At 71.2% G+C, this 25,998-nt stretch carries 24 protein-coding genes; 12 read left to right on the top strand and 12 right to left on the bottom strand.

The window, feature by feature from the left end:
• Window positions 1–8: 8 nt before the first annotated feature.
• Window positions 9–359, bottom strand: coding sequence for a polyhydroxyalkanoic acid system family protein (locus WMF45_RS06785; RefSeq protein WP_437716126.1), 351 nt, complete (start codon window positions 357–359; stop codon window positions 9–11).
• 301 nt (window positions 360–660) lie between these two features.
• On the opposite strand from WMF45_RS06785, the gene WMF45_RS06780 reads away from it, so the two are divergent.
• Window positions 661–2,610, top strand: coding sequence for a hypothetical protein (locus WMF45_RS06780; RefSeq protein WP_437716125.1), 1,950 nt, complete (start codon window positions 661–663; stop codon window positions 2,608–2,610).
• Window positions 2,611–2,874: 264 nt separating this feature from the next.
• Here the strand turns inward: WMF45_RS06780 and WMF45_RS06775 are convergent, their stop codons facing one another.
• Window positions 2,875–3,780 carry a LysR family transcriptional regulator gene (locus tag WMF45_RS06775; RefSeq protein ID WP_437550278.1) on the bottom strand — a complete coding sequence of 302 codons (906 nt, stop codon included), beginning with the start codon at window positions 3,778–3,780 and terminating at the stop codon, window positions 2,875–2,877.
• A 66-nt stretch (window positions 3,781–3,846) separates the two neighbouring features.
• Between WMF45_RS06775 and WMF45_RS06770 the strand changes: the two genes are divergently transcribed.
• Window positions 3,847–4,671 carry an SDR family NAD(P)-dependent oxidoreductase gene (locus WMF45_RS06770; RefSeq protein WP_437716124.1) on the top strand — a complete coding sequence of 275 codons (825 nt, stop codon included), beginning with the start codon at window positions 3,847–3,849 and terminating at the stop codon, window positions 4,669–4,671.
• 43 nt (window positions 4,672–4,714) lie between these two features.
• Here WMF45_RS06770 and WMF45_RS06765 read toward each other — a convergent pair whose 3' ends face one another.
• Entirely contained in the window at window positions 4,715–6,010 is a 1,296-nt protein-coding gene (locus WMF45_RS06765; RefSeq protein WP_437716123.1) for an MATE family efflux transporter, read from the bottom strand.
• A gap of 224 nt (window positions 6,011–6,234) precedes the next feature.
• Between WMF45_RS06765 and WMF45_RS06760 the strand changes: the two genes are divergently transcribed.
• The 4 genes from WMF45_RS06760 (at window position 6,235) to WMF45_RS06745 (ending at window position 9,165) form a co-directional block, all read left to right on the top strand.
• Window positions 6,235–6,666 (top strand): hypothetical protein, encoded by a 432-nt coding sequence (locus WMF45_RS06760; protein WP_437716122.1) that lies wholly within the window; start codon window positions 6,235–6,237, stop codon window positions 6,664–6,666.
• A gap of 14 nt (window positions 6,667–6,680) precedes the next feature.
• Complete coding sequence (locus WMF45_RS06755) at window positions 6,681–7,853, top strand: hypothetical protein (RefSeq protein ID WP_437716121.1); 1,173 nt, start codon at window positions 6,681–6,683, stop codon at window positions 7,851–7,853.
• Window positions 7,850–8,224 carry a hypothetical protein gene (locus WMF45_RS06750; RefSeq protein ID WP_437716120.1) on the top strand — a complete coding sequence of 125 codons (375 nt, stop codon included), beginning with the start codon at window positions 7,850–7,852 and terminating at the stop codon, window positions 8,222–8,224. Before WMF45_RS06755 ends, WMF45_RS06750 begins: the two co-directional genes overlap by 4 nt.
• Window positions 8,225–8,580: 356 nt before the next feature.
• The gene (locus WMF45_RS06745) at window positions 8,581–9,165 is read left to right on the top strand and encodes a hypothetical protein (protein WP_437716119.1); all 585 of its coding nucleotides are present in this window, start codon (window positions 8,581–8,583) and stop codon (window positions 9,163–9,165) included.
• A gap of 44 nt (window positions 9,166–9,209) precedes the next feature.
• On the opposite strand, the gene WMF45_RS06740 is transcribed toward WMF45_RS06745, so the two are convergent.
• The 6 genes from WMF45_RS06740 to WMF45_RS06715 form a co-directional block, all read right to left on the bottom strand.
• On the bottom strand, window positions 9,210–9,866 hold the full coding sequence (locus tag WMF45_RS06740; RefSeq protein ID WP_437716118.1) for a hypothetical protein: 657 nt from the start codon (window positions 9,864–9,866) through the stop codon (window positions 9,210–9,212).
• 317 nt (window positions 9,867–10,183) lie between these two features.
• Window positions 10,184–10,726, bottom strand: a complete 543-nt coding sequence (locus WMF45_RS06735; protein WP_437716117.1) for a YkgJ family cysteine cluster protein — start codon at window positions 10,724–10,726, stop codon at window positions 10,184–10,186.
• Window positions 10,727–10,809: 83 nt separating this feature from the next.
• The gene (locus tag WMF45_RS06730) at window positions 10,810–12,261 is read right to left on the bottom strand and encodes an FAD-dependent oxidoreductase (RefSeq protein ID WP_437716116.1); all 1,452 of its coding nucleotides are present in this window, start codon (window positions 12,259–12,261) and stop codon (window positions 10,810–10,812) included.
• Window positions 12,261–14,393 (bottom strand): molybdopterin oxidoreductase family protein, encoded by a 2,133-nt coding sequence (locus WMF45_RS06725; RefSeq protein ID WP_437716115.1) that lies wholly within the window; start codon window positions 14,391–14,393, stop codon window positions 12,261–12,263. The genes WMF45_RS06730 and WMF45_RS06725 overlap by 1 nt, the downstream gene beginning before the upstream one ends.
• A 99-nt stretch (window positions 14,394–14,492) precedes the next feature.
• Window positions 14,493–16,202 (bottom strand): WD40/YVTN/BNR-like repeat-containing protein, encoded by a 1,710-nt coding sequence (locus WMF45_RS06720; protein WP_437716114.1) that lies wholly within the window; start codon window positions 16,200–16,202, stop codon window positions 14,493–14,495.
• Window positions 16,203–16,271: 69 nt separating this feature from the next.
• Window positions 16,272–16,796 (bottom strand): hypothetical protein, encoded by a 525-nt coding sequence (locus WMF45_RS06715; RefSeq protein ID WP_437716113.1) that lies wholly within the window; start codon window positions 16,794–16,796, stop codon window positions 16,272–16,274.
• Window positions 16,797–17,052: 256 nt separating this feature from the next.
• Here WMF45_RS06715 and WMF45_RS06710 point away from each other — a divergent pair, with 256 nt between their 5' ends.
• From WMF45_RS06710 to WMF45_RS06700, 3 genes are all read left to right on the top strand, one after another.
• Window positions 17,053–17,847 carry a hypothetical protein gene (locus WMF45_RS06710; RefSeq protein WP_437716112.1) on the top strand — a complete coding sequence of 265 codons (795 nt, stop codon included), beginning with the start codon at window positions 17,053–17,055 and terminating at the stop codon, window positions 17,845–17,847.
• A gap of 421 nt (window positions 17,848–18,268) precedes the next feature.
• On the top strand, window positions 18,269–18,835 hold the full coding sequence (locus WMF45_RS06705; protein WP_437716111.1) for a hypothetical protein: 567 nt from the start codon (window positions 18,269–18,271) through the stop codon (window positions 18,833–18,835).
• A 497-nt stretch (window positions 18,836–19,332) separates the two neighbouring features.
• On the top strand, window positions 19,333–19,743 hold the full coding sequence (locus WMF45_RS06700) for a hypothetical protein (protein ID WP_437716110.1): 411 nt from the start codon (window positions 19,333–19,335) through the stop codon (window positions 19,741–19,743).
• A gap of 50 nt (window positions 19,744–19,793) precedes the next feature.
• Here the strand turns inward: WMF45_RS06700 and WMF45_RS06695 are convergent, their stop codons facing one another.
• The gene (locus tag WMF45_RS06695; RefSeq protein WP_437716109.1) at window positions 19,794–20,504 is read right to left on the bottom strand and encodes a DUF3943 domain-containing protein; all 711 of its coding nucleotides are present in this window, start codon (window positions 20,502–20,504) and stop codon (window positions 19,794–19,796) included.
• Window positions 20,505–20,841: 337 nt separating this feature from the next.
• Here WMF45_RS06695 and WMF45_RS06690 point away from each other — a divergent pair, with 337 nt between their 5' ends.
• Entirely contained in the window at window positions 20,842–21,588 is a 747-nt protein-coding gene (locus WMF45_RS06690) for an SDR family oxidoreductase (protein WP_437716108.1), read from the top strand.
• Window positions 21,589–21,676: 88 nt separating this feature from the next.
• Here the strand turns inward: WMF45_RS06690 and WMF45_RS06685 are convergent, their stop codons facing one another.
• Window positions 21,677–22,210 carry a hypothetical protein gene (locus WMF45_RS06685; protein WP_437716107.1) on the bottom strand — a complete coding sequence of 178 codons (534 nt, stop codon included), beginning with the start codon at window positions 22,208–22,210 and terminating at the stop codon, window positions 21,677–21,679.
• A gap of 318 nt (window positions 22,211–22,528) precedes the next feature.
• The gene (locus tag WMF45_RS06680; RefSeq protein ID WP_437716106.1) at window positions 22,529–24,094 is read right to left on the bottom strand and encodes a PLP-dependent aminotransferase family protein; all 1,566 of its coding nucleotides are present in this window, start codon (window positions 24,092–24,094) and stop codon (window positions 22,529–22,531) included.
• A 68-nt stretch (window positions 24,095–24,162) separates the two neighbouring features.
• On the opposite strand from WMF45_RS06680, the gene WMF45_RS06675 reads away from it, so the two are divergent.
• Complete coding sequence (locus WMF45_RS06675) at window positions 24,163–25,446, top strand: hypothetical protein (RefSeq protein ID WP_437716105.1); 1,284 nt, start codon at window positions 24,163–24,165, stop codon at window positions 25,444–25,446.
• The gene (locus WMF45_RS06670; protein WP_437716104.1) at window positions 25,443–25,985 is read left to right on the top strand and encodes a GNAT family N-acetyltransferase; all 543 of its coding nucleotides are present in this window, start codon (window positions 25,443–25,445) and stop codon (window positions 25,983–25,985) included. Before WMF45_RS06675 ends, WMF45_RS06670 begins: the two co-directional genes overlap by 4 nt.
• The last annotated feature ends 13 nt before the right edge of the window (window positions 25,986–25,998 follow it).

Raw genomic sequence — 25,998 nt, 5'->3', positions numbered from 1 at the left:
CGGGCCGCTCAGAGCGCCTCCTGCGCAACCGCGCTCGGAGCGCGCCGCCGCGCGCGATCGCGGTGCGCGTCATCGATGCACCGCCTCACCTCGGCGTCGATCGCCGCGATCGCCATCCGGTTGAACATGCGCAGCGGCAGCGGCATGTCGATCGCGAAGTCGACGGCCTTGGGCCGGAGCTCGAGCCGCCCGGAGAGCGTGAAGCCCTTGAAGGAGATGCCGACATCCGCGCGCCGCTCGTCGCTCCAGAAAATGGAGGGAGCGTACTCCGCGTATCGATCACAATACTTCGCCATCGCCCGCAGGACCGCGCTCTTCGCTTCTTCGTCGTTCAGGTCGTGATGGACAGTGTGGTTCATGGTGACCTCGGGTGATGGCTGGAAGCTGGAAGATCGACATCAGCGGACCTCCAGCGGCGTCGACGCGCGACAGGCTCGCCAGCGCCGGCGTTCGCTGGGTTAGCAAGCCGGGTGCCTGCCGGGTCCGACGGGGGCCGAGCGCTCGCGGCAGGGCCATTTCCGGGCGCGTCCGCGCGAGATCGGGCCCCCCCCGCGGTCCGCGCATGTCGAGGTTCGCCACGAGCGGGGCAGATCGCCACGGCCAGCCTTGAGCCCGCCCCCCCGCGCCGCGGCTCAGCTCGCGGCATGGCGCGTGCGATCGATGGAGCTCATGCACGCGCTCCTGCACGAAGCTGCCGCGCTGAAGTCTCCACCTGCGCTCAGCGGGCGTTTCGGGCCACGGGCCAGGAGGGCGCTGAAGGCGCTGTTGATCCTGCCTATCGCGCTCTGGCTCGGCTACGTCGTCGTCGTGAACGCCATGCTGAGCACGGGGCTCATCGCGAGGCTCGTCAGCTACAACCCCGTCGACGCCTCGCTCTATTACGGCTCGGCGTGGAGCCTCTGGCCCGGCGTCGTTCACGTCAAAGAGCTCCGGCTCAGCGGCTCCGACAGCGTGCTTCAGTGGGCGGTGGAGCTCGACGAAGCGGACGTCGATATCCACCTGACCGATCTCCTCCGGAAGAAGTTCTACGCGGAGGACATCCGCGCCACGGGCTTCGTGTTCCGGATGCGGATGCTCGTGGATCCGACGAGCGAGCGCGATCTGGAGGCGCCGCACATCCAGGCGCTGCCGCCCATCCCGGAGTTCGCGAACCCGCCGCTCAAGCCGGAGCTGCCGCCGAAGCACGATCTCGAGAACTCGGACGAGGGCTACAACCTGTGGACGGTGCACCTGGAAGGCATCGACACGACGCTCAAGGAGGTCTGGATCCAGCAAGTCCGGTATGCCGGCGGCGGTCACGTGCGGGGAGGGTTCTATTACAAGCCGCTCCGCGCCGTTCGCGTCGGGCCCGTCGCGCTGGAGCTCCGGTCGGGCGAGGTCCACGTCGCCGATCGCGTCGTCGCGCGTCTCGACGCCGACGCCGACGTGACGATGAGCACGTTCGATCCGCGGGACGTCGACGGGCTCGACGTCCTCGAAACCGCCTGGGCGCGCGTCCGCCTGGACGCGCAGCTGCCGGGGCTCGATTTCATCCCCCTTCCCGCGGGCGAGGGCGCCGCACCCCGGCTCGAGGATGGGAGCGGAGAGCTCCGGACGAACCTCGTCGTGAACCGGGGGAGCGTCGAGCCGGGCAGCACCGCGTCCTACGAGACGAGCCACCTCGTGGCCTCCACCGCGTCGCTCCGCGCGACCGCCGAGGCGCGCGCGGCGCTCCGCGTCGACGAGCGCGGAGCGGCCCGCCTCGCCGTGACGCTGCCCCGCGCGACGCTCGAGCGCCCGGGAAGCGGGCTGCCGCCCATCGTCGTGGAGAGGGCGAGCGCCACCTTCGACGCGCCGGAGCTCCACCTCCTGCGGCTCCAGCCGGGGTTCGCGTCGAAGGTGGATGTCGTCGCCGCGGCGATCCCGGACCTGCGCTGGCTGAACGCCGAGGGCGCCGCGCCGGACGCGCCGCGGTTCACGGGCGGCGCAGCCTTCGTGCGGAGCAGCCTGGAGGTCGACCCGCTGGGCCGGGGGACGGGCTCGCTGAACCTGCTGTTGAAACACGGCGCCCTGCAGTGGAAGAAGACGAAGGTGAAGGGCGACGTGGCGGCGCGCATGACGCTCGACGCGGCGAACGTCTTGAATCAGGCAGCCAAGCTGCGGAAGGGCCGCATCGACATCGAGGATCTCGCGATCGAGCACGAGGGCGAGGCGCTCCCTGGCTGGTGGGCGCACATCGACATCGAGGACGCCGAGGTGAGGCAGGGGCTCATGGAGGCGGCGATCCGGTTGGAGTGCAAGGACGCGCGGCCGGCCGTGATGCTGCTCGACGCCGAGGATGCCATTCCCGGCTGGGCCGCGGGGCTCCTCACGATGGAGGGGCTCAAGGCATCCGCGAAGGTGAGGCGCGCGAACGCCGGCGTCGATTTCAGGCTGCTTGAGGCAACGGGGGGCGATCTCGCGATCCGCGGGCGGCTCACGAAGTCCGACGGGCAGACCCCCAGAGGAGCGTTCCTCGTGAAGAGCGGGCTGCTCTCGGTGGGGATCGCGCTCGATCGGGACGGGGCCGGCGTGCACCCCCTTGCCGGCGACGACTGGGTAAACGAGAAGATGATTGCGCTGGGCAGGTGATCTCGCAAGAGACGGCGGCGGGCCGTGCGACGACCACCGCGCGGCCCGGCCCCGCGCATCGACTGTCTTCACGCTTCAGCGGGCGCTCATCAACGAACGGGCGCTGGCCGGAGAGACGGAGAGAGGAGGGGGAGAGTTCAACGCAAAGGCGCAAAGACGCAAAGGCGCAAGGGAGAGAGAGAGAAAAAAACTCATGTATTTTTGCGCCTTTGCGTCTTTGCGCCTTTGCGTTAAATTCTCCCTCCGGACTCCTGGCGGGCGGAACTAGCCGCGGGCCTTCTCACGAACGGCGATCTGCCTGATCGCCTCCTCGATGGCCCCCGCGACGCCGCGGATCCGGGGAACGCGCCGCAGATCCCGGTGGACCACGAGGTACACGCTCACCGTCGGGAGCGGCGTCGCGCAGGCGAGCCGCCGCAGCCCGGGCACGTCACGCGCGAGCGCGTCCGCGAAGATGCAGATGCCCTGGGACTCGCTCGCGGCCGTGAGCATCGCGTCGTCCGAGCTCGAACGGAACGGGAACCGGCGCGCGCCGCGGGCGACGAGCCACCGCTCCTGCTCGGACTCCCGCCCTGGCCCGTCGTAGCCGACGAAGTCGTGCCGCGGGAAGTCCGCCTCGCGCAGGTGGCCGTCGCGCAGGTGGCGCTCGACATACTCGTTCGAGGCCCAGAGGCCGTACGAGAACGTGCCGAGGCGCTTCTCGACGAGCGCCTTCGACGACGAGCGCACCGTCCGGACGCCGAGGTCGGCCTCACGCTTCGCCACGTCCGCGAGGCGCGCCTCCGACGCGAGCTCGATCAGCGTCTCGGGGTGGATGCGCCGCCACGCGGAGAGGACCTTCGCCATCGGGCGCGCGAAGCTCTCCTTGATCGAGACGCGCACAACGCCCTCGAGCGACTCGGCGCCGCGCGCGTCCCTCCCCTCGACGCGGAGCTCCCTCTCCATGCCCTCGGCGAGCGCGACGAGCGCGCGCGCCGCCGGATCGATCGAGGTTCCGGCGGTCGTCCTGTGCACGAGCTTCCGGCCGAGCGCGAGCTCGAGCGCGTCGATGCGCCGCCCGACCGTCGAGGTGGAGAGCCCGAGCGCCTTGCCCGCGCCGAGGAAGCTGCGGCGCCTTTCGACCTCGAGCAGCACGCGCAGGTCGTCCCAGGAGAAGGCGTCGTTTTTCATCCGTGGAACTCCGATGCCCGAAGATGCCCGTTCTCGCGCATCCACCCAGAGCTTACACATGGAGGCATGACGCGACACCCCTTCGAGAACCGGAACGCCCTGGTCACTGGAGCCTCCACCGGCATCGGCGCCGAATTCGCCCGCCAGCTCGCCGCGCAGCGATGCCACCTGATCCTCGTCGCCCGCTCGCGCGACAAGCTCGAGGCGCTCGCCGCCGAGCTGCGCGCCGCGCACGGCGTCCGCGTCGAGGTGATCGCCGACGACCTCACGAGCGAGGGGGCGATCGCGCGCGTGCACGCCGAGGTCGCGCGCCGCGGCGTGACCGTCAATCTCCTCGTCAACAACGCCGGATTCGCGACCCACGGCCGCTTCGAGGAGACGCCGATCGCGAGGCAGCTCGAGGAGATCACGCTCAACGTGAGCGCGCTCGTCGCGATGACCCACGCGTTCCTGCCCGACCTCGTGAGGACGCGCGGCGCGGTCCTCAACGTCGCTTCCACGGCGGCGTTCTACCCGATCGCCTCGATGGCGGTGTACGGGGCGACCAAGGCCTTCGTGCTCTCGTTCAGCGAGGCGCTCTGGGCCGAGCTCGGCGAGCGGGGCGTGAAGGTGGTCGCGCTCTGCCCCGGCGCGACCGAGACGCCGTTCTTCGAGATCGCCGGGGAAGCCGCGGCCGTGGGCGCGAAGGCAAAGGCGAGCGACGTCGTGCGGCTCGGCCTGAGCGCCCTCTCGACGGGGCGAACCCACGCCATCCACGGCCTCGGCAACTACCTCCTCGCGAACCTCGGGCGCCTCGTGCCGCGCGCCCTGGCGGCGCGCCTGACGGCCGACGTCATGCGGAAGAACCAGGTGCGCGCCCTGCCCGCCAGGACGGCGGGCGCACGTCCCTGAAGCTGCGCTCGGCCCGGCGCCGCGCCGCCCCCCCCGCGGCGCGTCAGGGCGACACGGGCGCCTTGAGGGCGAGCTCGCGCCGCAGCAGGATCTGCTGGAGCCCGAACTGGCCGAGCGTGGCGCCGACCGAGACGAGCCAGATGGTGTGCATGCGGAAGCCGGGGCGCGCGCTCAGGACGAGCACGGGGAGGACGAACGCGACCGCCCGCGCCCCCGAGGCGGCGAGCGAAGGCCAGGTGTTGCCGAGGCCTTGAAAGACGCCGGCGCAGACGAACACGATGCCGCTCGCGAAGTAACTCCAGGAGGTCACCTGGAGGTAGTCGACGCCGGCCGCGACGACGTCCGGCGCGGGCGAGAAGAGCGCGACGAGCGGCGCGGGGAAGACCTGGCAGATCAGGGTGAATAAGAGCATGAACCCGAGCACGAGCTTCACGCTCTCGAGCGCGGTCTCTCGGACGCGCGCGTGGGCGCCGGAGCCATAGTTCTGGCCGACGACCGCCGCAGCGGAGAAGCTGATCGCCACGGCAGGCATGAAGCCGGCCTGCATCAGCCGCAGCCCGATGCCGAACCCGGCCTGCGCCTCCGAGCCGAAGGGGCGCGTGACCACGTAGATCACGCCCATGGTGACGGCCAGCAACAAGAACTCCGCGCCCGAGGGCAAGCCGATGGCCACCAGCTTTCGCCAGGTGGCGAGGTCAGGCTGCCAGTCGGCGAGGCGGAGGCGAAGGAAGGTCTTGCCGCGCAGCAGATAGACGGCGAGCCCCACGACGGCGGCCGCGGTCGCGAGGAGCGTGGCGAGGCCCGCGCCGAACACGCCGAGCGGGCGCCCCGATACCCAGCCGAAGACGAGGAAGGGCGCGAGGACCATGTTGAGCAGCACGCTCGCGGTCTGGGCCACGAGCCCCGGCTTCATGTCGCCGATGCCGCGCAGGGCCGAGCCGAGCCCCACCATCGTGAACTGCAGCGCGAGCGCCGGAATGAACGCGAGCAGAAAGCTGCGCGCGAGCTCGGCGGTCATGGCGTCTCCCGAGAGCCTCTCGGCGTACGTGCGGTGAAGCGCGAGGCCGAGCACGAGGAAGAGGGCGCCCGCCCACGTGGCGAGGCTCTGCACCTGGTTGAACAGGCGCTGCACCTCGCCGAGCTCCTTTCTTCCGGCCGCCTGCGAGACGAGCGCCACGCAGCCGACCGAGAGCATCTGCGTCGCGGCCAGGGAGACGAACATCAGGTTGCTGGAGACCGCCACGGCGGCGACGGCTTCCTTCCCGAGGCGACCCACCCAGTAGATGTCGATCAGGCCATACAGGGTCTGGATCGCCATGCCGGCCAGGATGAACAGCATGACGCCACGACGTGCGCGCGCGGCTTGCCCTGCGTCATGTCGTGCACGCCGCGCGGCGCGGACGGCGCTTCGACTTCGATGTTGGTGTCCATATATTTTTACCGGGTAGTATCTGATCGTCTCGGTGTTACCCAGGTATATTTTCCTCGCAAGGGCCAGGTGCACGAGCGTGGATCGGCGGCACCGCTCTTGAAGTTTTCCGGAGAAAAGCACAGAGTGGCGGGATGATGAAGCCCTCGTGCTTTGTGGCGATCGCCGCCTTGCTCGCAGCGCCGCTGCTCACCTCTTCTTCAGCGCGGGCGGACGTCCCGCCGCCCGAGAGCTGCGACACGCCGGGGTCGAGCTGTAACAACGCGGGGCCCGCGTACAACGAGCCTGGCACGTGCACGCAGCAGAAGTGCCAGCGAACGCTGCCGGGCGAGGACGGCGGCTTCACCACGATGGAATACGACTGCAATCTGTGCATTGCGTCGGGCGGGGACGCGACGTCGGCCTCGGGCGGGGACTCGACGTCGGCCGGCAGCGCGGGCGCGGACAAGGCGTCATCGGACGACGGCGGCTGCGCCATGAGCGGAGCCGCCTCGGGCGGCGCGATGGCGGGGCTGATGCTGCTCTGCGGCGCCGCGGCGCTCGTGACCGCCCGCCGGCGCCGCTGAACCGGGCCTCGACCGTGCGCGCGCCCGGTCCTCCGCCCGCGAGCGTGGCCCGCCTGCTCGAGCGCGGCGTCGCGCCGCTCGACGGCGCGCGGCGGCGCCTCTTCGGCCTGCTCCGCCGGAGCGAGCTCGCGATCGCGGTCGTGGCGCGCCCCGACCGCAGGATAGCCACCCTCGCCGCGGCCAACGCGCTCGGCGCCTTCACCATGGCCGTCTTTGCGCCGAGCGCGCTGCTCGTGCTCGGGCCCATCCTGCTCGGCGTCCTGCACGTCGCGGCCGACGTGCGCTACCTCGTGCTGCGGCGCGGGTTGCCGACATGGTGGCGCGGCGTCGTCTGGGCGGCCTGCGCCGCGCTGGTCGGGCTGCGCGGCGCCCAGGAGCTCTTTGGCTCGGCCGCGGCGCTGCTCCGCGCCGAGCACGTATTGCTCGCCGCCTGGCTCGGCGCCGCGGTCGTCGCCGGCGCGCTCGCGTCGCGCGCGTGGCGGCGCGTCGCGCTGGCCGCCGCCGCCGTCGTGGCGCTGTCGGCGGCGGCGCTCGCCGCGCCGCGCGGCTTCCGGCTCGTGCTCGCGCACGCGCACAACCTGGTCGCGCTCGCGCTGTGGCTCGCGCTCTTCCGCCGCCGGGTGCGCGCGGTCGCGTGGCCGCTCGGCCTCGTGCTGGCCGGTACCGCGCTCCTCGCGAGCGGGGCAATGACCTCGCTCACCCTGCGCGCCGGGTGGCTGGACGCCTTCGGGCTGCACCTTCTCCTGGCGAGCGACTGGCTCGCTCCCGGGCTGCCGACCCGCTCCGCGGTCGCGCTCACCGCATGTTACGCGTTCCTGCAGTCCGTCCATTACGCGGTCTGGCTGCTGCTCATTCCCCAGGAAGATCACCCGGGCCAGCGGACAACCACCTTCCGCATGTCCGCGCGCTCGCTCCGGCGCGACTTCGGGGACGCAGGGCTCGCCGCCGTGGCGGTCGTCGCCGTCCTGGTGCTGCTCGGCGCCCTGCGCAGCGCGCTCGGCACGCGCAACCTGGTGCTCTCGCTCGCCTCCTTCCACGGCTACCTGGAGCTCGCGCTGCTCGCGTACTTCTATGTCCGCGGCGACGTCGGCCGGCGCGCCGCGGAGGCGCGCCAGGAGCGGTCCGGGCGCGCGCGCGGGGTGGACGGCGGCGGGCCCGAGATCGCCGCGCAGCCGGCCGCGCCATGAGCCGCGTCTTCACCGATCCGCTGGTGGCCGCCTGGGCGCGCGCGTTCGCGTTCACGCTGCTCATCGAGCTCGCCGTCGCCTCACCGCTGCTCGGCGCGGCGGAGCGGTCACGAGGCCGCCGCGCCGCGCTCGTCGTCGTCGCCAACCTCGCGAGTCACCCGGCGGTGTGGTTCATCTTCCCCGCCCTCGCGATCGGCGCCACGGCGCGACTGGCCCTCTCGGAGCTCTGGGCGGTGCTGCTCGAGCTCGGCGTCTACCGGCTCGCGCTGCGCGAGCTGCCTGCCACGCAGGCCATCGCGGCCTCGGCGCTCGCGAACGGCGCGTCGCTCGGGCTCGGGCTGCTCCTGCGCGCCACGACCGGCTGGGTGTGAGCGGGCCGCGGAGCGCCGCTCCGCCGGCTCCGGAGCGACACCGCCGCGGACAGCGCCCCTGCGGGCGGGCTCGTCCGACGCGAGCGAGACGCGAGCGAGACGCGAGCGAGACGCGAGCGAGACGCGAGCAAGACGCGACATCGCTCGTTCGCCGACAGCGTGGGTGTTCGTCTCACGCAGCGCGGACGGCTCCGCTGCGCTATGACTGCGAGATGTTTGGTCCAGGGCGCCCTCAGTACCCTCCGCAGCAGCCGCCTCAGTACCCTCCGCAACCGCCGCATCACTACCCTCCGCAGCCGCCGCCTTACTCCCCTCCACCGCCGCCGCAGCGCCCGAAGTCAGGCCTGTCGCCGCTCGTGATCGTGCTCATCGTCCTCGGCGGGTTGTTCGCGCTGGGCGTGGGCGCCATCTTCGTGATCGGCGGCGCGGTGTACCTGGTGGCGAGCGCATCGCCGGAGCAAACCGTCGTCGAGACCACGCCTTCCAGCGTGTCGACAGCCGGCGTCTCGCCCGTGGTGCCCAGGTCGACGAGCACCCCGCTTCGCCCCGACGAGGAGGCCGACGAGGCGGCGGGCGAAGACCCCTCCACCGGCGACCGCGCCGCGGGTGACGCCCCGTCGCCTGCTGCCGGCGACGAGACGGGCGAGGCGCCGGCGCCTCTGTCGACGGCGGCGCGGACGCCCACCACACCGAGCGAGGGCTCCTCGAATGGGAGCCCGAGCAACGGAAGCGCGGCGGGCGGGACGTCCTGGTGGTGTACGGCGAGCGCGTCCGTGCGCGTCTGCGGCTTCGCGGGCGCGTGCAACTATCAGATGGTGTTCGGCAATGGCTCGGCGAACGACCGCTTCATGGCGTCGCAGCAAGCGAAGCGGTCGTGCGAGGCGAGCGCCCGCGCCAAGGGCGCCACGGCCTTCTGCGTCGTGCAGTGCAGCCCTCGCTGACGGGCGATGACGTCGCTCGCTCCGCTCCGCTCCTCGCGCCAGCGCTAGTAACCGCCGCTGCCGCCGACCCCCGCAGCGCTGTAGCCAGAGCTGTAGTCGCCGCCGCCCGCGCCCCCGGTGCCGCCCGCAGTCACGTTTCCGCCGTAGTAGTCCTCCGGATCTTCGTAGACGTTGATACCGAGGTTCAACTTGCCGTTGAGCCACAGCTCGCTGCTCCCGATACCGAACGCATACTCGGCCCAGGTCGTCGAACGCGGCGAGACGTACAGGTAGAGCCGTTGCGACGAGAGCAGCGTGGCCTCCACGTTCGGATCCGTCACCGTGCCGTCCTCGACCTTCTCGAAGTGCCAGCCCGGAAGGAGCGTGACGCTGTACCCTCCCTGCTCCAGATCGACGAGGAGGGTGGTCTCGTTCGGATCCTGATCCTCGCTGCTGACCGTCACCACAGTTCCGTAGCTACCACCGACAGCCATGGCTGAGGTATTCTCGTCTTCGTAGTAGTAATAACCGTTCGAGATCTCGAACGTGGCGTCGCGGAGCCGATATCGCGCTCCAGACGGCGCATCGGCCGCGAGCGGCAAGCTGATCGAGCCGACGTCCGGCCCGCGATCAGCCCCCTGCGAGCCGCAACCGCTGAGCAAGGCCGCGAACACCACGCCAGCCGCCGCCACCAACCCAAACCCCTTGATCGACTTGGTCATTCTATCCTCCGGATAAGCTGCCCCTCCGGACCGATGACGGCGTGTGCCGTGACCTGCCATCGGTCCAGCGTGGGCCACCACCTAAGAGCAACCAACGGGCCAACCTGGATTTGCCGTAAATCAGCGCGTTCCCATGGGCAGCCGCTCAGCACATGGCGCACAATGAGCCAATAGTTGGGCCATAGCTGGCCTGTGCCAACGCCTGATCTGTGCCACCGCGAGCGCGCGCAAGCCGAGGCCGGGAGCCTCATGGCGCCGACGACCGTCGGTCGGCTGAGCCGGACCGGCTTGTCATCAAGCCGACGGCCCGGCGGCAGCTACCCCTCGCCCGAGAGCACCGCGGCGATCGCGACGCGCTGCCCTCGCGGCTGCCCCGCCGCGTCGGCGTGGGCCATGTCGAGGGCGGCCAGCACCGTCGACAGCGTCGTCTGGTCCAGGACCGACGACGCCTCGACGGCGTGGAGGTCCTCTCCCACGAAGTTCTTCGGGCAGGCGTCGATGACCGGCAGTGCGCGCTCGCTGGCCGGCGCGAACCGGATGGGCAGGCCGTGCGTGCGGCAGATGAGCGGCCGCGCCGCGTAGATCGCGCACCTCCCCTCCCCGTCGAGCGCCGGGCACACGCCCGGATCGCCCGCCCGCGCGCGCTCCGCCAGCGCCGCGCGGTCGGCCTCCGGGAGCGCCGCGAGCGCCTCGCGGATCGCGTCGGCCTCGATCGACGTCACCGAGAACCGCCGCCGGCAGCAGTCGCTGCACCCGGTGCGGCAGGCCATCCGCTCGCCGTGGCGGGCGCTCGCGCTCGCGAAGAACGCGTCGACCTTGGTGAAGAGCTCGTGGAGGCGCTCGCGCGGCGTGTGGTGCATTCGCCGGCGTCTATAGCGGGGCGGATCCTCGCGCGCCAAGCGCGCAACCGCGCCGCTCGGCTCCCCGCGGCGTGTTTTCCACGTTATCCGACGGCCACGGCGCGGCCGCTGGCGACCTCCGGCGAGGGCGCGTGCCGGGCCACGAGCTGGGCGACCTCGCCACGGCAGGAGCCGCACCCCGTGCCGGCCTTGGTCGCGGCGCACGCCGACTCCAGCGAGCAGGCGCCGCCCTCGATGGCCTCCCGGAGGGTCGCCTCGCTGACCTTGTGACAGTTGCAGACGATGCGCTCGGCCTGCGCCGCCGGCCCCGCGCCGCCGCCGGCGCAGAGCGCCTCCAGAGGGTCGGCGGGCAGCGGATCGTTGCGATCGAAGAGCTGCACCAGCGTGGCCGCGGCCGCGGTGTTGCCGACGAACTGGGCGCCTAGCAGCCGCCCGTCGCGGAGGATCAGCTTCCGGTACGTGCTCTTCCGCGTCTCGACGACCTGGAGCACGTCGTCGCTCTCGAGCTCCGGCTCGGTGCTGCCCATGGAGGTCACGTCGACGCCCGCCACCTTCAGCCGGGTATACAGCTTCGTACCCCGGTAACGCGCCTGCGGGTTCGCGCCCGTCAGGACGTCGGCGAGGACGGCGGCCTGCTCCCAGATGGGCGTCACGATGCCATACAGCCTGCCCCGGTGCTCCGCGCACTCGCCGATCGCGTAGATGCCGGGCACCTGGGTGGCCATCGTGTCGTTGACGACGATGCCCTTGTTGATGGGCAGGTTGGAGGCGCGCGCGACGTCGACGCGAGGCCGGACGCCGCACGCGAGGACCACCATGTCGGCCGGCAGGACGCTGCCGTCGTCGAGGCGACACCCCTCGACCGCCTCTTCCCCGCAGATGGCCTCGACGGTGCGCCCGGTGCGGACGAAGATGCCGCAGCGCTCGATGTGCTGCTCGAGCATGTCGCCGCCCATCGGATCGAGCTGCGCGTTCATGAGGCTCTTCGCCACGTGGATGACGGTCACGTGGAGGCCCATGTCGCTCAGCACCTTGGCCGCCTCCAGGCCGAGGAGCCCGCCGCCGACCACGATGGCGTTGTCTCCCGCCCGCGCGCTGCCGCGCATCCGGACGCAATCGTCCATCGTCCTGTACACGAACACGCCCGGGCGCAGATCGCCCTCCGAGGTCGTCATGCCCTCGAGCGGCGGGACGAGCGGCTGGCTGCCTGTCGCGAGCACGGCGACGTCGTAACGATGGCGCGCGCCGTCCGCCGCCACGACCGCCCTCGACCCGGTGTCGATCCGCGCCACGGAGGTCCCGCTGACGAGCCGCACCCCGTTCCGCTCGTACCAGGCGGGGGGCTTCGTGACGATGGAGTCCGGCGCCTCCCCCGCGAGCACCTTGCTGAGCAGGACACGGTTGTAGGCGCCGCCCCGCTCCTCGCCGAAGACGGTGATGTCGTAGCGGTCCCTGGCGCCGCGCGACATCAGCTCGTCCAGCAGGCGGCACGCCGCCATGCCGTTGCCAACGATGACAAGGTCCTTCCTTCGCATCAGTTCGACTCCGAGACCCGGCGCGCCCTGACGGCGCACACCTTGAACTCCGGCATCCGGCTGGTCGGGTCCAGCGCCGGCACGGTGAGGACGTTGGCGGCCTTCTTGCCGCCCCAGTGAAACGGAGCAAAGAGCGTGTCCGGCCGGATCGAAGGGACGACCGCTACCCGGAAACTGACCGCTCCGCGCCGGCTCTCGACGAGCAGAAAGTCGCCATCGACGACGCCGAGGCGCGCCGCCAGCCTGGGGTGGACCTCGACCTTCGGCTCGGGCTTGGCCTCTTCGAGCGTGGAGACCCGGCGCGTCTGGGCGCCGGAGTTGTAGTGTTCCTTGTAGCGGCCCGTCGTGAAGTAGAGCGGATAGGCCTCGTCGGGGAGCTCGGCGGCGGGGCGGTGATGGACAGCGTGGAACCGCGCCCGGCCGTTCGGGTGGTGGAACCGCTCGGCGAAGAGGCGCGGAGTCCCCGGGTGCTCGACCGACGGGCACGGCCAGAAGACGCCTCGGTTCCGGCGTATCTTGTCGTAGGTGATCCCGCTGTAGTCCGCCTTGGCGCCCGCGGTCGCCCGGCGCAGCTCGTCGAACACCTGCTCAGCGGACGTGTACTGGAAGTGCCTGCCCGCGCCGAGGCGGCGCGCGAGCTCGCAGAAGATCTCGATATCGGTCTTCACCTCGGGGGGCGCGGGGCGGACCTTCTGCCGCAGGATCACCCGCCCTTCGAGGTTCGTCATCGTCCCCTCCTCCTCCGCGAACTGCGCGACCGGAAGGAGGACGTGGGCGTCCCGGGCCGTCTCGTTGACGAAGGCGTCACAGACCACGAGCAGATCGAGCGAGGCGAGCCGCCGCTCGATGTTGAGCGCGTTCGGCGACGCGACAGCCACGTTGGATCCGAACACGAGGAGCGCGCGGATCCCGCCCTCGGGGCCGAGCGCGTCGAGCAGCTCGTAGGCGCTCTTCCCCTTGGCCGGCAGCTCGGCAGGGTCGATGCCCCAGACGCGGGCGATGGCCTCCCGGTGCTCCGCCTCCTCGATATGCCGGTAGCCGGGGAGCTGATCGGCCTTCTGGCCGTGCTCGCGGCCCCCCTGGCCGTTGCCCTGTCCGGTGAGGCAGCCATAGCCGCTGTACGGCTTGCCGACCTTGCCGAGCGCGAGCATCAGGTTGATGAAGGAGAGCACGGTGTCTGACCCCTTCGACTGCTGCTCCGGCCCGCGGCCGGAGAGCAGCATGCTGCTCGGCGCCTCGGCGAGCAGCCGCACGGCCTTGAGCTGATCGTGCGTGGAGACCCCGGTCAGCCGCTCGACGTGCGCCGGGTGGTACGAGAGGATGGCGCGCCGGAGATCGTCGAACCCGTCCGTGCGCGCGGCGATGTACGCCGTGTCGACGAGCTTCTCCTCGAGGGCGAGGTAGAGCAGGCCGTTCGCGAGCGCCAGGTCGGACCCGGGCGTGGGCTGGAGGTGGAGCGCCGCGGCGCGCGCCGTGTCGGTGCGCCGCGGGTCGACGACGATGAGCGCGCCGCCGTTGTCGCGCTGCGCGAAGATCCATTGCATGATCGGCGGCAGGGTCTCCGCGCAGTTCGCGCCCCAGAGGAGGAGCGCCTTGGTCTGGGCGATATCGGACACGGGGAACGGCAGGCCGCGGTCGATGCCAAACGCCTTGTTGTGCCCCGCGGCCGCCGAGGCCATGCAATAACGGCCGTTGTAATCGACGTTCGGCGACTGGAGGGCGAGTCGGACGAACTTGCCGAGGAGGTAGGTCTTCTCGTTCGTCAGGGCGCCGCTCCCGAACGCGGCCAGCGCCTCGGGGCCGTGGAGCTCCCGCAGCCGGAGGAGCCGCTCCGCGACGAAATCGAGCGCCGTGTCCCAGCGCGCCGGCAGGAGGCGGCCGGCGCGCCCGCGGATCTTCGGCACCGTCAGCCGCTCGGGGTGATCGAGCAGCGCCGCGGAGGTGAACCCCTTGATGCACATCTGCCCGCGGTTGACGGGGAAATCGTCGTCCGGTCGGACGTCGATCGCCCCCGCGTGGTCCGCGCGATCCGTCATGACCACGCCGCACTGGAAGGCGCAGTAAGGACAGTGGGTGTGCGTGGTCGTCTCGGAGGTGACGATCTTGAGCCGGAGGGAAGAGCGCGGTGCCATGGAGTCGCGTCGGCCACCCTCACCGAGCGTGTCGAGGAGGCTCTCCCTGGTGTAGCAATCGCTCTGTTTCGAACGTATTTCTCAGGAATGTGCGGGCAGTTAATCTGTCGACGCCCGATGCCGCCGGCGCAGCAGGAGGTTCTCCCCCAGCGCCCATACCTCGGCGCCGTCCCCGCGGAGCTCGAACAGGGTGCCCCAGGTGCCGGACGCCTCGCCTCGCCAGGTGTGGCCGCCGTCGGTGGAGCGCAGGAGCACGCCGCGCGCGCCGCACGCCCACAGCGTGCCGGCGTCGTCTCCCCAGAGGCTCCTGAGGCTGCCGTAGACCTGGGCCTGCACCTCCCAGGTCGCGCCGCCGTCGCGAGAGCGCAGCACGTCGCTGACGCCCGGTCCGCCAGCCGCGAAGAGCTCGTCGCCCCTGCCCCAGATCGCGCACAGATCGCGGGAGCTGCCGCTCTCCGCAACTTCCCACGTGGCGCCGTCGTCGATCGTGCGGACGATGGTCCCGCCGGAGCCGACCGCCACGGCGCGCTGCTCCGGCCCTGCCCAGACGGCGCGGAGGCGCGGCTCGCTCGGGACCTCCAGCTCCAGCCATCGTGAACCGCCCGCGACGAGGCGGCAGACCCGACCCTCGATGACGGCGAACACCCTTGTCTCGTCCTCCCCGTGGACCGAGGCGCCGCCGGGTTTGCCTTTCACGTCCATCCAGGAGCGCCCGCCGTCCTCGGTCCTGATCTGCGAGGCGCCCTCGCCGACGGCAAGGATCGTCTCGCCGCTGCCCCACACGGAGATCAGCGCGCCGGCGTCCTCCACGGCGCTCCTCTCCCAGGTCTGGCCGCCGTCGTGGGTTCGCGCGATGGTACCTCCGTCGCCCACCAGAACGACCCTCCCCTGGGCTTGCACCCAGAGGCCCCGGAACTTCCCTCGGACAGGCACCTTTTCCCAGGGCCCGTCGAGCGGCGCGTCCCCTGCCTGGACTGGCACCTTGGTGAAGCTCTTCCCGCCATCGAGGGATCGGGCGGCGGGGCCGTCGCCCACGCACCAGATCGCGCCCTCGTCATCGCCCCACGCCGCGAAGCGGTGCTGATCCGACCGGAGCGCGGTGCGCCTCCAGGTGCGGCCCTCGTCCTCGCTGACCGCCAGGATGCCGCTTTCGCCGGACGCGATCACGAGGCCAGCGGCGCCGAGCCACAGCGCCTTGATCGAGCGCCCGGTCCCGGTGGAATGCGACTCCCACGACGCGCCCCCGTCCCGGCTCGCATGGGCATGGCCGTCGCCGTCACCCACGATCACGAGCCCGCCTCGCGCGCAGAGCGCCCGGTGATTCCGGCCCGGGATCTTCTGGCGCGTCCATGTGGCCCCTTGCAGGGTGGCGAGCTGTCCTTCGAGCGCCAGCGCGAGGAAGCGGCCCTCGGCGTCGACCGCGGCGGCCTCGAGGCAGAGGTCTCCGGGGCTCGGCCCGGCTCCCCAGGTCCGGCCGTGGTCGCCGGAGCGGAGCACCGTCCCGCCGAGCCCCACCGCGATGGCCTCGCCGTCGTCCCGCAGGGCGACCCCGCGCAGGTCCGCCGTCGCGCCGCAGCCCACGTCGGACCAGCGCTGCCCGTCATCACGCGAGGACAGCAGGGTCCCGCAGTGTCCGGCGGCGATCAGCGCCGCGCCGGTGCCTGCGAGCGCGCTCAGGTCCTGGCGGGTGGCCGTCTGCACCCGCTTCCAGCGCTGGCCGCCGTCCTCCGAGCGGAGCACGTGCCCCTCGGATCCCACGATGACAATCAGGCGACCTCGTCCCCAGACGGCGCTGTGCCGGATGCTCATTCCGGGCACGATACCAGGCCGGTGCACCGGGGGCGCTCGCGAGCTGCCCGACATGCGACAGGAGCGGCGTCAGACATCACCGGGCTCCTTCCGGAAAAAGTGACCGTGCAGGAACTGCCCGTTCGCCGGATCTCGGTGAAAGTTGTACTTGAAGCAGCGGTTGGGACAAACCACATCGAACAGGTCTGGCGAATCGTGGACGCTCAGCACCGCCGAACACACGGGGCAAACGGCCTCCACGCCCTCGTGCCTCGCGATGCAGCCGCAGAGGTGCCGGAGCTGTCGACCCTCCGCCTGGTATCGATCGCGGCGGGCGGGAGTCCAGAGGTAGAGCGGCTTGTTCCTTCTTGCGGAGAACACCCTGGCCTGCGCACGGAACACCAGCTCGACCTGGATCGTGTCATCGCCCGACGAACGATGGAACGCGAACTCAAACTTGTAGATGTCGCGGACCGCGCTGTTCGGACCGCAGTACCTTTCGGCGTCGTAGGCCGCCACCAGGGCTCCGCTCGTCGACTCGAAGGGCTGTTCGACCTGTGGCAGCAATTCCCTCTCCAGAAATGCGCCGAGCGCCTCCTTGAGCTCCGGGGTCATCGCTGCCGAGTGGTAGGCGCTCGCAAAGGGGCCGAATCGAACGTTGGCGAAGGCAGGATGCATATCTTTGATCTCCGGTCATTGCATCGGCTCCGCGATGGACAGTTTGTTCAAAGGTTGCGCGACATCGCCAGTCTGTCCACCTTTGTGAAAGTCACACTCGAGTAGCCTTCCACCCCGCCCCCCAGCCGACGGCCTCCCGCTGCGGCTGAATGTGAACGCCGGGCAGAGGTCCTGGCGTGAGGCATGAGTTGCAATGACGTTCTTCCCGGATCTTGCTCCCTACCGCTACGGCTTCGCTCCTGTAGCGTGGGACCAGAACGGTCCACCATCGCTGGAGCCGATCGAGCTCTATAAGTGGATGTGGGACCCAGAGGACGGCGCCTTCGCTCTCCCGGAGCTCGCTGTCGGATGGCTCGATCCGCCGCACGAGTACCCCCGTGGCGCGCTGACCACGCCGCTGGTTGAGAGGCTCGATCGCCTGTGCCGAGCCTCACGCTATCACGCCACCCGAGGTTTCCATCCCTGCGGTATCTGCGGTGAGGCCTCGGATGGCCTCGGGTCGAAGGAGATCCGTCTCCTGGGCGACGGGGTTGTCTACGCCGCCCCGGACAAGATCGTGCATTACGTCTCGGCGCACGCCTACGGCCCGCCGAGCGGCTTCATCGCGGCGCTGGAGCGATGCGACGGCCTCGCGCAGCCGAGGCGCGGCGCGCTGCGCCCTGTCACAATCGACATGATTCCACGCGAACACGTCGACGTCTCCCTGCTCGATGCAGAGGTCCGTGCATCCCTGCGGCGGGACCACCGCGAGCAGATTTTCCAGGACCTGGTGTTGCAGGATCGCGGGGACGTCGTGGCGGTCGTCACACGAATCGATCTTCCCGGGAGCTCGGAGCCCTTCGCGTGCTCGTGGGACGTGCCCAAGAGAGCGCTCCTCAACATGATCCAGGCGGTCCACTCCATCATCAGCATGCTGGAGGCCAGCCACACGGAACGGGCGCTTGCCCTGATCTCACAACATCAGCGCGCAAGGGGCTCGAAGCCGTAATCGGACCGGAGGGCGAAGCATCCAGCTCCGCAGCCGCAGGGCTTCACCGGGTAGCTGCGGGGCGATGGGTACGCAGGGTACGGCGCGATGCTGCGTGGAGACGGCGCCCTGCGCTCGATCGCACTGTTTCACTTCTCGAACGCCGCCGTTCCAACCCGCTGCCTGGCGTCGTCCACGGTGTCGCCGCATACTCTGGACGTGATCCCGGCGCGGTTGCGGGGCGGGTCGGATGCGCCTGCCTCGGCATCTCGGGCTGCAGCGGGCTCATCATGTGGCACCGCCGGTAGCATGGAACGGGCTCTCCACTGCGGAGCCCACAGCGCATCTTGCGGCGTGAGCAAGATGCACCCATGAATCCCTGCGCCCGACCACGCGCTTGGCTTGGAAACATAACGCATCATAACAATACACTAGGAAACAAATGAAACACTTCTATCATACGACGTCCATGGGCGCCCTGGCCTGCGGACTTGTCGCGGGAGGCATCTCGCTGAGCGCATCGGCTCAAGCTCAGACGGCGACGTACGGAGTTTACGAAGGAGAGACCTGCCCCGCAGGATACACACCGCTGTTGCCAGTCGACGCCTTCTGGACGTTTCTCGCCCGCTGCGATGAGCTCCCCTATTCAGGAGTTTTTCGTATCGCAGACGGGAGTTCGATAGATGGCCCGTGGAACAACTGCCAGCAGCATGCCAACGACACCCGCGAGCTGAGCTACATCCTCTGCAAACCCAACTACCAGCTATTTGACATCGACGGGACCACCTTTGCGGTGGTGAGAGGCGGAGATCAGTGCCTGGAAGGGTTCGAGCACGTGGATTTCGCCACCGCCTCCGCCTACTCGGATGAGATATGCACTCACGTCGGGTACTGGGGGATTGCGAGGATCGGTGGAGGGGGCTCCATCGACGGCCCAGGTTACGGCTGCGGCATCCGCGCGACCGACTCTCGCGAGCTCGGTGATGCCATCTGCGTAGAAAGCGAGTGAACATCCCGAAGCAGAGGCAGCTCGCGCGATCCGGAGGGATGCGGATCGGGTAGGTCGTCTATGTCAGCCAGCGCGAGCAGCGTAGCTGTACGGCGGGACGGCCGCCACGAGGAGCTTGACTTTCGAGTCGCGTTTAGATTTCCTCGCCCCAAGTTCCGTCAAGGAGTGGGCACTTGGAAGGCGCGACAGCGACCGGCTTGCACAATGTGCACATCGAATGCCCGTTTACCGCGGGAAGCATCCAGCTGACAGGCATTTCCCTGTGCGACAATTGTTTCTCCCGGCTTCCCTTCGGCGCGCGCAAGGGTGTTCCCGGTTGGCGACCTCCCACGGCGTGCGACGCCTGTGGCCTGCCGCTCGCATCGCTCCTCGGTAAGCCGGTGCGGTTGGACGGTGGGCGGTGGACGATTCGTTGCGACTGTGGGGACCTCCTGCGCGGCTCACACCGTCGCGGCGCATTGTTCGGCACCTGGGCTTTCGTGGGAGTGCTGCCGTCGGTGGAGCTCAACGTCGGTGACGGGCTCGTACCCGAGGCCGTCAGGAGCTCGAGTGACCTGGGAGGAACCTGGCGATCGACGGTGATGAACGGGCTCGACGTGGCTGACCTGGTTAGGTGGCGCTCAGGCACCATCAACAGTCTGGAGTTCTCTGACGGATCGGCTCACAGGTTTCTGCTCCAGTTCCGGCGGGAGAATCCCGCCAGCTGGGTCGCATACGGTGGCGCAGGCGTCGACGGCGCAGGCATGCTCCTCTGGGCGCCGCTCGTGAGGGATTCCGAGCTTGAGCCGAGGATTGCAGCCATGCTCGACAGAGCGATTCGCTGGAGGCAATCGGCTCTGGCGGGCGGCAAGCAGGAAATGGTCGAGCCGCTTCGCGCCCTGGGGAACTTCTACGCGTACCTCTGCTGACAGGTCCTGGAGCGACGGTCACCTGCTTCAGATACGGGCCCACCTCGAGACTAGCAGTCGAAGACCCCGGCGCCCCGCTCGATCTCGCCGAACGGATCCATGAGGGCGCGCAGGATCAGGCGCGCCGGCGCGCTCTCGATGCCCCCCGCCGCGCGCCAGGTCGCGTACCGGAGCTCACCCAGGAGGACCCCGGCGAGCGGCGTGTAGACAAGATCGAGCGCCGAGGGCCGGACGCCGTTCGCCTCGTAGCCGTACTCCCAGAGGTGGGTGCCGGCGATGGCGAACGCGAGCGCGGCCGGGGCGCCGAAGCGGCATATCCGCGCCCTGAGGTACATCTCGCTCCCGAGCAGGCCGTGGCCGACCACGTTGATCGGCCACGGGTCGTGATCCCACCGGAAGGCGGGCTGACCGGCGTCGAAGAGCGGCGGCTTCGTGAGCGCCTCGCCATAGTGGTATCCCCATCGCTCCGCGCGAAAGTCGGCGAAGGGCTCGGGCCACAGCACCGCCTCCACGCTGCGGGTCACCGTGAGCACGGCCAGCGTGTGCACGATCGGCGGCGCCCAGGCGGGCTCCACGGCCTCGGCCGCGGCGGCAGGCGGTGACGCCAGGGGCTCCCGCGCAGCAGGCGCGCGCTCCGGCAAGGGGATCGGGAGGCCTGGCGGAAAGGCGGACTCGGCCGGAGGAACCGCCGTGGTCCGGCCGGCGCACGCGGAGACGAGGACGGCGAGCGAAGCGGCAGTACACAGGCGGATCGGAGCCATCGGGGAGCAGCCGCGGCGCGAGGTGGGTGCGGCGACCAGACTCGAGTCTAGAGCGACCAGCGGGTCGAAGCCGCATGCAAACAGCAAGAAGTTGAACCGCCAGGTCGCCAGGAACGCCAAGATTTTGGTGTCTTCCTGGCGCCCCTGGCGACCTGGCGGCTCATCTTCATGTCTTCCTGGCGACTCGGCGCCTCATCTTCATGTCTTCTTCGCGTGCTTGGCGTCCTTGGCGCTTTGGCGGCTCATTTCTCTGGTTTCCAAGCTGCTCAGTGTTCCAGCGCGACCGCGAGCCTCACAGCACCCCGCCTCGCCGCGGGCTCGCGTAGGCTCCCGCGCCATGGCCGACATCATGCTCATCACGGGCGGCAGCCGCGGGATCGGCGGCGCCACCGCGCGGCTCGCCGGGAGCCGAGGCTACGCGGTCGCCGTGAGCTACCTGCGCGACGAGGGCGCCGCGGCGAGCGTCGTCGACGAGATCCGCGCGCACGGCGGCGTCGCCCTCGCGATCGCGGCCGACGTGAGCCGCGAAGAGGACGTCGTGCGCCTGTTCCAGACCGTCGACCGTGACCTCGGCCCGATCGCGGCGCTCGTCAACAACGCGGGCGTGCTCGACCGGCAGGCGCGACTCGAGGACATGACCGCGGCGCGCGTGGAGCGCATCCTCTCGACCAACGTCGTCGGCAGCTTCCTGTGCGCGCGCGAGGCGGTCCGGCGCATGTCGACGCTCCGCGGCGGCAGGGGAGGCGCCATCGTGAACGTCTCCTCGCGGGCGTCGCAGCTCGGCTCCCCGGGCGAGTACATCGACTACGCGGCCTCGAAGGCCGCCGTCGACACGCTCACGATCGGCCTCGCGAAGGAGGTCGCCGCCGAGGGCATCCGGGTCAACGCCGTGCGGCCGGGGATCATCGCGACCGACATCCACGCGAGCGGAGGCGATCCAGGGCGCGTCGAGCGGCTCCAGGCGAGCCTGCCGCTGGGCCGCGCCGGCAGCCCCGAGGAGGTCGCGCACGCCATCCTGTGGCTCGCCTCCAGCGAGTCCTCCTACTGCACCGGCTCCCTCCTGGACGTCGCCGGCGGCCGCTAGCGCCGCACACCAGCCGTCCGGCCAGGGACACGCGACGTCGCTGCATCGCGCTGCCGGGGGCGAAGCCAGGGCGCTCGCGCGCTCGGCCTCAGAGGTCCATCAGGCAGTCGCAGCCGCACTGGACGGTGGCCTCCTGCTGGTTGTATTGCCGCGAGCCGAGGGCACAGCCGGATTCTTCCCACGTGTCCGTGTCCGTCACCTCGTACGAGCACATCCCCGTGCCGGTCGTCTCGTCGTACCCGTTGAACTCGCAGATCTCCTGACAGAGGATGTCCCAGACCTCGGGGTTGTCGTCCCGGATCGCCTCACACTCGTTCTCCGCGTGGGCCTCGAGCGCGTCGATCGCGCGGCTCTCGGCGTTCTTCTTCCGCCCGATGAGGGAACAGGACGAGCCGACGCCGTACGCCTCCATCTCGAACATCGACGTGGCCACGGGGACGCAACCGAACCCTTGATATTCGTTCTCGATCGGGCTGGCGAGCGCCTCGACCTCCTCCACGTCGGTCCCCTGCGAACCTTCGAGCCCGCCGCAGCCTCCAGCCGAGCCAACCGACAGCATGAGCAAGGACATCCCCACGATCTTCTTGAGCAGCATCAACGTCTCCTCCGTCAACGAGGTCACGGGTCTCGCGGATTGCGACTTCGATGCCAGCCCGTCCTCGCGGCGAGGACCCGCGCGATCTCCGCATGCGCGCGGTCCGCTCCTGCTTTTGGCGCTCGCGCGCCCGTCCTGCGACGCCGGAGGGCCTGCCACACCGACCGGGTGTGACAGGTGTCAGCTGTGGCAGGAGTGACAGGGCGATGGCCTGCATCGGCGTGCTCTTCGGAACGCGCCCGGACCAGCGGGCCGGATCGCGGACGAGCCCTGCTCGTACGGCGCGGTGGTGGGCGCGGCGCTCGCTCACGACGGGCGGTACCCGCACCCCTGGGGGGATAGGCACTATCGCGGCGGCGATCCCGGCGGCGCGCCGGCCTCGCCCGCGCCGATCGCCTGCGTCACGACGGCCGCGAGCGTCCGCGCCGCATCCCGGAGCGCGCCCTCCGAGTGCGCGCCAAACCCCAGGATGAGCCCGGGCGCGCGCGGCGCGCGCGCCGCGGTGCTGCGCGAGAGCGGCAGCGCGTCGACGCCCCGCGCCGCGAGCGCCTGGACGATGGCGACGTCGTCCGCGCCCGCGGGCAGGTCGAGCGTCAGCACCGAGCCCCCCGCGGGCGCCCGCGCCCGGACGGCGCTCGGCAAGAGCAGCCCGAGCTCCGCGAGCAAGAGGTCGCGCCGGCGCCGCGTCGCCTGCTTCAGCTTCCGGAGGTGGCGCGCGAAGTGGCCCTCGTCGATGAAGTCGGCGAGCGCGGCCTGCAGCAGGTAGGGCGGCGAGCGCGTCGACGCCGCGCGCACCGTGGCCACGGCGCGCACCAGCGCGGGCGGCACGATCATGAAGCCGAGCCGCAGGCCCGGGAACAGCGAGCGGCTGAAGGTCCCCACGTGGATCACGCGATCCTTCACGCCCTCGAGGTCGAGGCTGAGGAGCGAGGGCAGCGGGGTGCCGTCGAACCGCAGCTCGCCCTCGTAGTCGATCTCGACGACCACGGCGCGCGCCCTGGCGGCCCAGGACAGGAGCTCGATGCGCCGCGGCAGCGTGAGCCGCGCCCCCGAGGGGAACGCGTAGGCCGGCGACACGAAGGCGACCCGCGCGCGCGGAGCGCCCCGACGTCGATGCGCGCCGGCGTGCACCTGGAGCCCGTCCTCGTCGACCGGGATCGGGATCAGCCGCGCGCCCGCCATGCGCACCGCCGCGCGGAGGGCCAGCGGCCCCGGGTCCTCGACCCAGGCGGCGTCGCCCGGGTCGAGCAGCGCGCGGCAGCACAGGTCCACCGCGGCCTGGGATCCCTCCGTGATGAACACCTGGTCGACCGTCGCCCGCACGCCGCGGGCCACCGCGATGTGGTGGAGCACGGCGCGCCGGAGCAGCGGCGCGCCCCGCGGATCGTGATCGAGCGCGTCGGCCGCCGACATCGAGCGGACGCGGCGCGCGAGGCACCGCTCGAAGATGCGCCACGGGAGCAGCTCGAGGTCCGGCAGGCCGACCCCGAACGGTCGCGACCGCACGCGGCTGCCGAGGAGCGCGTCGAGCTTGTCGGGGGGCACCACCGCCGAGAGCCGCCGCGCGCTCTTCGACGTGCGCGGCGCGGCCGCCGCCGGCTGGACGCGGGCGGCGCCCTGCCACCCCGCGCGCGCCGGCACGTGCGCGACGACCGGCGCCCGCCGAGGGCGCACCACGATGGTGCCGTCCGCGGCCAGCGCCTCGTACGCCGCCACGGCGGTGTTGCGCGACACGCCGAGCTCCCGCGCGAGCTCGCGGGACGACGGGAGCGGGTGATCCGGCTGGAGGACGCCGTCCAGCACGGCGCGGCGCAGCTGCTCGATCAGCTGGGCGGCCAGCGTCGCCGGCGCGCAGCGCTGCAGGTGGAGGAAGGCGTGGGCGGCGTGGGAGGTGGAGCGCGCTGGCACCATCGAGATCGGCTTCGCTGGCCCTTTCCAGGGTGCCAGATCCGGGGCACCGTGTCGACGAGGAGCCAGCCATGCCCACCACCGACGACCTCACGACGGTGTCGACCGCCCGCGAGCAGCCCACCGCCCGCGAGCAGCCCGCCGCTCCCCCGCGGCGGCCGCTCGAAGGCGACAAGACGGGCGAGCTCTCGTCGCGCATCGCCCGCCGCGCGGCCGAGACGCACGCCGGTCAGCCGCTCGATCGGCTCCTCGCCGAGGACCTCCCCGGCAACGAGCTGACGACGCTCCTGCTCCATTGCCTGCGCCGGCGGGCGCTGCGGCGGAGCTTCGCCGACGTCCTCGACCACGCGGAGCGCGCACCCATGACGCACGCCTCGACGGCCGACGCCCGGCGGCTGCACGCCCTCGACGCGGCGGCGTACGCGGCGGCGGCGGGCTTCGAGGCGGTGGATCTCGCCCCGATCGGGCCGCTCGGCGCCACGGCGTGCGCGGGCGTCGAGCCGAACAACGTGCTCGCGACGGTCCGCTTCGCCGAGGTCGCGGCGGATCCCACGACGGGGCTCGCGCTGCACGCCGCGCGGCGCCGGCGCGGGACCCGGGGCGGCGAGCCGCTGCGGTTCTGCGCGAGCCAGCGCGTCCTGCGCATGCAGCCAACGACCCAGCCGGGCTTCACGCCGCACTTCCGCCTCTTCGCCCTCGTGACGGCGGCCCGCTCCCCGGCCCGCGGCGAGGACGACGCGTGCGAGCGGCGCGCCCTGCTCGAGCACCTCGTCGTCTGGGCGGACCTCGTCCGCGCCCTGCCTCACGCGGGCTTCCGCGCCGCGGGGCTGCGCGTCGTGCTCTCCGACACGTCGCTGGTCCGCGCGAGCCTCGGCGCGCGCGGCGTCGACGCGGACGCGATGGCGCGGCGGGCGAAGGCGCACGAGCCGGGGTCGACGGAGGCGGCCCTGCGCGAGGCCGGCGTCGATCTGCCGCGGCGCGCGGCGGATCTCGTGGGGGCCGCGCGGTCCCTCGGCCTCGGCCCCGAGCTCCTCGCGCGCGCCGAGCGCTGGGTCGCCGAGGTCAACGAGCCGCTCGCGCGCGCGCGCCCGGAGGTCGAGGTCGCCTACGATCTCGGGCGGCTGCAGGGGCTCGGCTACTACGCCGGGCCGTTCATCCAGCTCGTCGTCCGCCGGGACGACGGCCTCGAGCTCCCGCTCGGGGACGGCGGCGCCTTGCCGTGGCTCGGCGAGCTGCTCTCGAACCGCCGCGAGCGGATGGTCGCGACCGGCATCGGGAGCGAGATCCTCGTGAAGCTCTTCGATCGATCGGAGGCTCGGGCCGGCGAGGCTCGACCGGAGGGAACGACGCCATGATCCTCGAGATGCCCGCGTTCACCCTGCGTCCCTGGGCGGCGGCCGACGTCGACGCGCTCGTGAAGAACGCGAACGACCGCCGCGTCTGGGTGAACCTCCGCGATCGCTTTCCGCACCCGTACACGCGCGACGACGCCGAGGGCTGGATCGCGCACTGCGCGGCGCGCGCGCGGCCCGGCGAGGCCCTGGCGATCGTGGTCGCCGGCGAGGCGGCCGGCGGCATCGGCCTCGAGCGCCTCGACGACGTGCACCGGCGCACCGCGGAGATCGGCTACTGGCTCGGCGCGGCCTACTGGGGCCGCGGGCTGGCGACCGAGGCGGTGATCGCGCTGACGCGGTACGGCTTCGAGCAACTGGGCCTCGAGCGCATCCAGGCCGGCGTCTTCGACTGGAACGGGGCGTCCGCCCGCGTGCTCGAGAAGGCGGGTTACGCGCTCGAGGGGCGGATGCGCCGCCACGTCGTGAAGGACGGGCGGCTCGGCGACATGTTGCTCTACGCGCGCGTCCGGGAAGACGCGCTGGCCGGCGGGCAGCCGTGAAGCGCCGGGCGGC

The organism is Sorangium sp. So ce448, assembly GCF_051520915.1.
GTDB lineage: Bacteria > Myxococcota_A > Polyangia > Polyangiales > Polyangiaceae > Sorangium > Sorangium cellulosum_B.
This window is presented reverse-complemented; position numbering and strand designations above follow the sequence as displayed.